This is a genomic window from Paenibacillus sp. J31R120 (assembly GCF_056269225.1).
Map to the genome: position 1 here is coordinate 257,084 of NZ_JBWDNN010000007.1, position 7,205 is coordinate 264,288.

The window sequence follows — 7,205 nt, forward strand, 5'->3', positions numbered from 1 at the left end:
GCTTCTAGGAGCTGCTCTTTTTTTTGTGCGATTGGGAAGTATCCCCGCTTGTATGCTTGTGTGTAGTCAAGTAGACAAGAGGCGTGATGTGGAAGATTATAGTTTCGCTTGGCTAAGGCTGAAAGGAGTGCAGTATGGCTATCGGCTGGACCGTTTGCCCTTCATTCCGCCATAGGCCAGCGAATACTTGCGGACTTTCCGGTAGACGCTTTTGTCGGCTAATATCTTGTAAATATAGGGATGTGGCTTCGTATTCACTTCTAGCACCCATGGATGCATCTTCGTATCGATTGCGACGTCAGCCCCCAGCTCCTTCAGATTCGGGTAGGCGGTGCTGAGCTGGCGGCCGATCGCCGTGCCGAGCTTCTTCAGCCGGCTGCTGTATGCGCTAATCTCGGAAGCGGACAGATGCTCCGACATGAGTTTCTCGAAGGTCATCATCGTTCCGCCGCTATGGTAATTCGTAACCACGTTGCGCGGAGCTGACAGGCGTCCGAGAATGGCCGTCGTCTCCCATTTGTTCTGCAAGTTCTTCTGCACCATGACACGGATATCGAAGCGCCGCTTCTGATGCTTCAGCAGATAGACGCCCTTTTGTATTAGGTAGCCCTTCTTGCCCGTGTAGCGCTGCAAGCCTTCGTAGAGTCCGTCGAACGTAGCGACAGTGCGGGCGTCCTTCTGAATCTGGTAACGGTAGCCCTCGGATGTTTTCTCTACGCGGATGACACCTTTGCCGAAGGTTCCACTGTCTGGTTTGACATAGACCATCTCATACTCTTCCAGCATGGAGCGAAGCGTCTCGCGGTTGAATCGTTTCGTGAGCGGAACGTATTGGCGCAGGTCGCTGGATCTGTTCAGAACCTTTGTTTTCGCCCATTTGCTCCTAACGCGCTGAATCGCCAATGTCATATCACCTCTTCTTCTCAAAAATAGTGAGTTTGAAACAACAATCGCCAGGTGTTCAGTCCTGAATCTATGAGCAATATTTCTTGGTCTCAGCTGGCTTGGCACAAGACAGACACTGGAATGAATGGTATAATAAAAGTTGGGTCTGTTTACTTTATGACGTTTTTTTTGAGATGGAGAGTGAAAGTTGGCCTATTTTTTGCCGATTCTTCATGTAAGGGACAGATAACCAGAAACATAGCCCAAGTTAGGTTTATATGTACTGCTTTTGAGAAAGTAATATAATGGGTTCCTATTTGGGCAATCATATAGATCACGTCAGGGAGGTAAAGCATGGCGGAAGAACAACGAATGTCAGTGACAGACCGCGATATCGGTACGGAGATGCGAGATTCCTTTATGGACTATGCGATGAGTATCATCGTTAGCCGCGCGTTGCCTGATGTAAGGGACGGGCTTAAGCCGGTGCATCGGCGTATTCTGTTTGCAATGTCTGAACTGGGCATGTCACCGGACAAGCCTCACAAGAAGTCGGCGAGAATCGTAGGCGAGGTTATCGGCAAGTATCATCCTCATGGCGATTCGGCAGTCTATGAATCCATGGTCAGGATGGCGCAGGACTTCTCCATGCGCTATATGCTCGTTGACGGACATGGCAACTTTGGTTCGATCGACGGTGATATGGCGGCAGCCATGCGTTATACGGAAGCACGCTTATCCAAGATGGCGATGGAGCTTCTTCGCGATATTAACAAAGAAACCATTGATTTTGCGCCGAACTATGACGGCGAGGAGCATGAGCCAGTGGTTCTGCCTTCGAGGTTCCCGAACCTGCTGGTCAACGGCGTTACCGGCATTGCCGTAGGTATGGCGACCAATATACCGCCACATAATTTGAACGAAGTCATTGACGGCACGCAGGCGCTTATCCGCAATCCGGATATTACGCCACTTGAGCTGATGGAATATGTGAAGGGACCGGACTTCCCGACGGCAGCTTTCGTTATGGGACACAGCGGCATTCGCCAGGCTTACCTGACGGGTCGCGGCTCCGTAACGATGCGCGCACGCGCAACGATCGAGGAAGACGGCGGCAAGGCGCGTATTATTTTGCATGAGCTTCCTTACCAGGTCATTAAGGCCCGGTTGGTGGAGAAGATTGCCGAACTGGTACGCGAGAAGAAAATTGAAGGCATTACAGATCTTCGCGATGAGTCGGATCGCAATGGCATGCGTGTTGTGATCGAGCTTCGCCGCGATGTGAACCCGAGTGTCGTGCTGAACAATCTGTACAAGCAGACACAGCTGCAATCCAACTTCGGCATTAACATGCTGGCGCTGGTGAACGGCGAGCCGAAGACGCTGAACTTGCGCGATATGCTGTATCATTACTTGCAGCATCAGATCGAAGTTATCCGTCGTCGTACGGAATACGATCTGAAGAAAGCAGAAGCTCGCGCTCATATTCTGGAAGGCTTGCGCATTGCGCTTGACCATCTAGATGAGGTCATTGCGCTCATTCGTGGGTCTCAGACAGCAGATGAAGCTCGCGAAGGCTTGATCAATCGCTTCTCGCTTACACATGAACAAGCGCAAGCGATTCTGGATATGCGCCTGCAGCGCCTAACAGGCCTCGAGCGCGACAAGATCGAAGCGGAATATGCCGAGCTGATGAGGAAGATCGCGGAATACAAAGCGATTCTTGCTGACGAGCAGCTTGTGCTTGATATTATTAGCACGGAGCTTAACGAGATTAAGGAGAGATTCGGAGACGAGCGCCGTACTGAGATTACGGCAAGCGACGAAGAAATTCTCGACGAGGATCTCATCCCGCGCGAGGATGTCATTATCTCGATTACGCACTCCGGCTATATCAAGCGTCTGCCAGTTACGACTTACCGCAGCCAGAAGCGCGGCGGCAGGGGCGTAGTCGGCATGGATACGAAGGAACACGACTTCGTCGAGCATCTCTTCGTCTCCAACACGCATCACTTCTTGCTCTTCTTCACGAACAAGGGCAAGGTGTATAAGCTGAAGGCATACGAGATTCCAGACCTCAGCCGTACGGCAAGGGGAACGCCGATTATCAACCTGATTCAGATTGAGCAGGGTGAGACGGTCAACGCGGTTATCCCGGTACAAGCCTTCGACTCCGACCAATATCTGTTCTTCGCGACCAGACAAGGTATCGTGAAGAAGACTCCGCTTGATGATTACGTCAATATCCGCAAGGTCGGCCTCATCGCCATCTCCTTGCGCGAAGATGACGATCTGATCGGAGTGAAGCTGACGGACGGCAACCAGGAGATTATTATGGGTACGGCTCAAGGCATGTCGATCCGGTTCTCCGAGCAGGATGTCCGCTCCATGGGACGTTCCGCTACAGGCGTGAAGGGTATCGGTCTTGATGATGACGACACGGTTATCGATATGGACGTTGTCGTCATGGACAAGGACGTGCTGATCGTAACCTCTAAAGGCTACGGCAAGCGTACGCCGATCGGCGAGTACCGGATTCAGAATCGTGGCGGCAAAGGCATCAAGACGCTGAACGTGACAGATAAGAACGGACCGATCGTCTCACTGAAAGTTGTAGAGAACGATGAGGACTTAATGATCATGACAGCGCTTGGCACGCTTATTCGGACCAGCATGGAGGGTATCTCCACGATGGGCCGCAATACGCAAGGCGTTCGCTTGATCCATACGCGCGAGGATGATACGGTTGCGACCGTAACGCGTGTCGCCCGCAGCGAAGTGAATGATGGTGAATCGGAAGAAGACGGACTGGAAGAAGGCGCTGAAGGCATTGAAGGTGCAGAAGGCCCTACCGTCTCCGAATAAATGGATAGATCCAGCACACAGGGGGAGGGGACTTCCGTGGGAACAGTAGCAGTTGCGCAACTTAAGCTAGGCGACAAGATCGGAGAAGATGTCCTCACCCCGCTTGGGAGCGTTTTGTTTCAGAAGGGTAAGGTCATCACATCGAAGGAGATCGACATCCTGCAGGCTTTTCTCGTAACTAGCGTTACGGTCGTGAACAGCTTCAGCGAATCGAAGGCCGGCGATGAGAAGGCGGAAGAGAAAGAGAGCGCGGGGACAAAGGGGCAGCCGCCGGCTACCCCTCTGCAGCGCGAATACGAGAAGATGATCGATGTGCTCCGACATGTATTCAACTCTTACATTACGGGACAAGGCATGCCGATCATGGATATTCGTATGCAGTTGGAGCGACTGCTTCAGCATATTGCGGATTACAAGATTCTTACGTTCGCGCCTAGGACGTTCCAGGAACGAGATTATTTGCTTCATAATAGCGTCACATCAGCCATGACGTCCTATCTGATTGCACAATGGGTTGGACAGCCTCAGAAGGAATGGATGCAAGTTGCCTTGGCCGGCCTTCTGAAGGATATTGGCAACGTGCGCATTGACCGAAGCATCTTGACCAAGCCGAATTCACTCACGCCGGATGAGAAGGAAGAGATGAAGCGTCATACCGTGCTCGGCTACCAGCTGCTTAAGAATGTTGCGGCATTAAATGAAGGCGTAAAACTTGCGGCGCTGCAGCATCATGAGAAGGTAGACGGTACAGGCTATCCGCTCGGCATCGATTCCAGCAAGATTCATCCCTATGCCAAGATTGTGAGCATTGCGGATATCTTCCACGCGATGACGCTGAATAAGTCGTATCGCAAAGCGGCGTCACCTTACCTGGTGCTGGAGCAAATTCAAAGCGATGCCTTTGGAAAGCTGGATGCTGGTTATGTCAGAACGTTCGTCGAGAGAGTCACGCAATTCCATAACGGTACGGTTGTTCGTCTTAGCGATGATCGGATCGGGGAGATCGTATTCTCGGAACGTACGCATCCGACGCGGCCATGGGTATCCATCAATGGCGTGATCGAGAATTTAACGGTTGCACGGCATCTTCATATCAAAGAAGTTGTGAAGTAATCGACATATGCATCATCTACAGCAAGCCTATCGATCGTTCCGATGACACGGGAAGAGAGAGGGGCTTGCTCTTTTTTTTGCGCGGAAGTGTAACGAAAGGTTGCGGAGCGTCGACTAACTAAGGGAAGGGGGACAGCGATGAAGCAGATTGAGCAGTTATATCGAGAATATAAGCAAGATGTGTATCATTATTTGCTGTCCCTGACGAACAATCCTTCACTTGCGGATGACCTGTTGTCCGAAACCTTTATTAGCGCGATAAAGTCGATTCATCGTTTCAAAGGGCAATCTTCTCTGAAAACATGGCTATGCTCCATTGCCAGACACAAATGGCTGGATCATCTGAAGAGACAGAAAGTCAGCGTCGAATATAATGATCTGCTTCAACTGTATGTGGCGACAAGCATAGAGGGCCGCATGATAACGGCAGAGCTTGCCGAATATGTGCTTGTTTTGCTGCAGGAGAAAGAGGAGAGAACCCGTGCTGTTATCGGAATGCGAATTGAAGGATACAGCTATGCGGAGATTGCGGAGCGACACGGTATATCGGAGAGCTCGGCACGAGTCATTGATTTTCGTACGAAAAAATGGCTGAAGGATCGCCTTGCAAAGGAGGATTGGCTATGAAGGTAACGCCGGATGTGATCAGGGACCTTATTCCCTTGGTAAAGGACGGAGTCGCGAGCAGCGATTCAGTCGCTTTGGTCGACCACTATATGAAGCATGATCCAGACATGCGCGAGGAATATGACAGTTACGGTGGCATTCTGCCGGAGCGGGATGATTCCAAGGATCAACGTATCGTTGCAGGAATCAAACGGGGGGTTGTCATGACTCAGCTCTTCATTTTGCTGGTAGGGGCAACGATCGGCATTGCGATGACGGGATCCTTCGGCATGTTCTACAACCTGGTCATTATGCCTTTCGTGGGCGCACTAGCTGTATTCAGTATGAAGCGGGCGTGGAGTTTGGCTATGCCTTTGATCGTATTTGCAGGTGCTTATGTTTATCAATTCATGAGCAGCGTGTTCAGCGGAGGCTGGAACCCCATTGTGTGGGGCACTAGCCTGCCCTATAGCAGCATATATGCTTTGCTGACAGCCGTCGGGGTTCTGATTGGATTACTGCTGCAATTTGCATTTCAGAAAGGGAGTCGATGAGGATGAAAGTTACTCGTAAGAAGGTATTGCAGATCGTTGCAGGGATGATCGCTTTTTCGCTGATAGGATTTATTTTGTATATGGCCAATGGATTTGTAGGCAATCCGATCTCGGCTTCCATCGCCAAGTCAGCGATTAAGCAGTATATGGAGACGCAATATCCCGAGATGGAATACGAGTTCGTAACGAAAGTAGGATATAACTTTAAGGATGGCTCCTATATTGGGCGTGTTCAATCGCTCACGAGTGAAGATACACGCTTTTATGTCGAATACCATGGCAAGAATGATATTAGAGATGACTATACCTTCACTGTGCTGGAGTATCGCCAGACCATGGATCGGCTGTCCAAGGAATTTGCGGATGTTCTGCAAAAGGAATTATCGGATCAGATTGGCACCCCGATTCGGCGCGTATTTGTCATGTACCAGTATGATGAAGTCAGCGATTACGAGCGGCTGCTTAGTCTTGATATGAAACTCGACCCTCAGCTGCCTATTCCGCTGCACATTAATATAAGCCTGGATACAGACCACACGGATTTGGCGGAAGCAGCGGAGTGGATCAGAAAATCCCATGAATGGGCGAAAGCGCAAGGGTATCCCGTTAAGCAGTATGCAATGGATGTAGAGTTCGAAGATAAGCTAATGAGCATCTACGGTGTAAGAGATACACAAATCGATAGCGGAGAGTTATTGCCTATATTGAAGAAAGCAAAGGCGAATAGAGAATATGACAGAGTTATTGTAACGGTTAAAGGGGAAGAAAAGAACTGATAATAACGGCTTAATAGGGGATTTATACGGTGTTTGAAAAAGAAATTAAAAAAGATGAAAAAAACACTTGCAATCGTATGGGCATACATGATATATTATCTAAGTCGCCGCTGAGACATACGGCTGACACGGAAGACTTTCACATTGGCTCTGCCAAGTGCGAAAGCTTCATGTAAGAAACGAAAGACAAATGATTGTTCTTTGAAAACTGAACAACGAGCGAAACTGCCCGATACAATCGCAAGATTGAATCGATAACGAGGTTTCCTTAATCAGCTTGCTGGTTATGAGAGATTTCGAAGCAACAACGTTATTGAGCAAGTCAAACACTTTTATGGAGAGTTTGATCCTGGCTCAGGACGAACGCTGGCGGCGTGCCTAATACATGCAAGTCGAGCGGACTTGA

6 protein-coding genes and 1 rRNA gene are annotated in these 7,205 nt (G+C 49.9%); 6 read left to right on the forward strand and 1 reads right to left on the reverse strand.

Annotated elements, in window-relative coordinates; translation table 11 throughout:
• Nucleotides 1-138: 138 nt before the first annotated feature.
• Nucleotides 139-909, reverse strand: coding sequence for a YheC/YheD family protein (locus AC0YNW_RS23020; RefSeq protein ID WP_475833921.1), 771 nt, complete (start codon nucleotides 907-909; stop codon nucleotides 139-141).
• A gap of 330 nt (nucleotides 910-1,239) precedes the next feature.
• Here AC0YNW_RS23020 and gyrA point away from each other — a divergent pair, with 330 nt between their 5' ends.
• The 6 genes from gyrA to AC0YNW_RS23050 form a co-directional block, all read left to right on the forward strand.
• Nucleotides 1,240-3,750: a DNA gyrase subunit A gene (gene gyrA / locus AC0YNW_RS23025; RefSeq protein WP_475833922.1), complete on the forward strand. Its 2,511-nt coding sequence runs from the start codon at nucleotides 1,240-1,242 to the stop codon at nucleotides 3,748-3,750.
• 36 nt (nucleotides 3,751-3,786) lie between these two features.
• Nucleotides 3,787-4,863 (forward strand): HD-GYP domain-containing protein, encoded by a 1,077-nt coding sequence (locus AC0YNW_RS23030; RefSeq protein ID WP_475833923.1) that lies wholly within the window; start codon nucleotides 3,787-3,789, stop codon nucleotides 4,861-4,863.
• Nucleotides 4,864-5,001: 138 nt separating this feature from the next.
• Nucleotides 5,002-5,490: an RNA polymerase sigma factor gene (locus AC0YNW_RS23035; protein WP_475833924.1), complete on the forward strand. Its 489-nt coding sequence runs from the start codon at nucleotides 5,002-5,004 to the stop codon at nucleotides 5,488-5,490.
• Nucleotides 5,487-6,023: a hypothetical protein gene (locus AC0YNW_RS23040; protein WP_475833925.1), complete on the forward strand. Its 537-nt coding sequence runs from the start codon at nucleotides 5,487-5,489 to the stop codon at nucleotides 6,021-6,023. The genes AC0YNW_RS23035 and AC0YNW_RS23040 overlap by 4 nt, the downstream gene beginning before the upstream one ends.
• A 2-nt stretch (nucleotides 6,024-6,025) precedes the next feature.
• A complete protein-coding gene (locus AC0YNW_RS23045) occupies nucleotides 6,026-6,799 on the forward strand; it encodes a YfjL-like protein (protein ID WP_475833926.1) in 774 nt (257 codons plus the stop codon).
• Between the two features lie 331 nt (nucleotides 6,800-7,130).
• Nucleotides 7,131-7,205: ribosomal RNA gene (locus AC0YNW_RS23050) — 16S ribosomal RNA — on the forward strand; the annotation flags it as partial.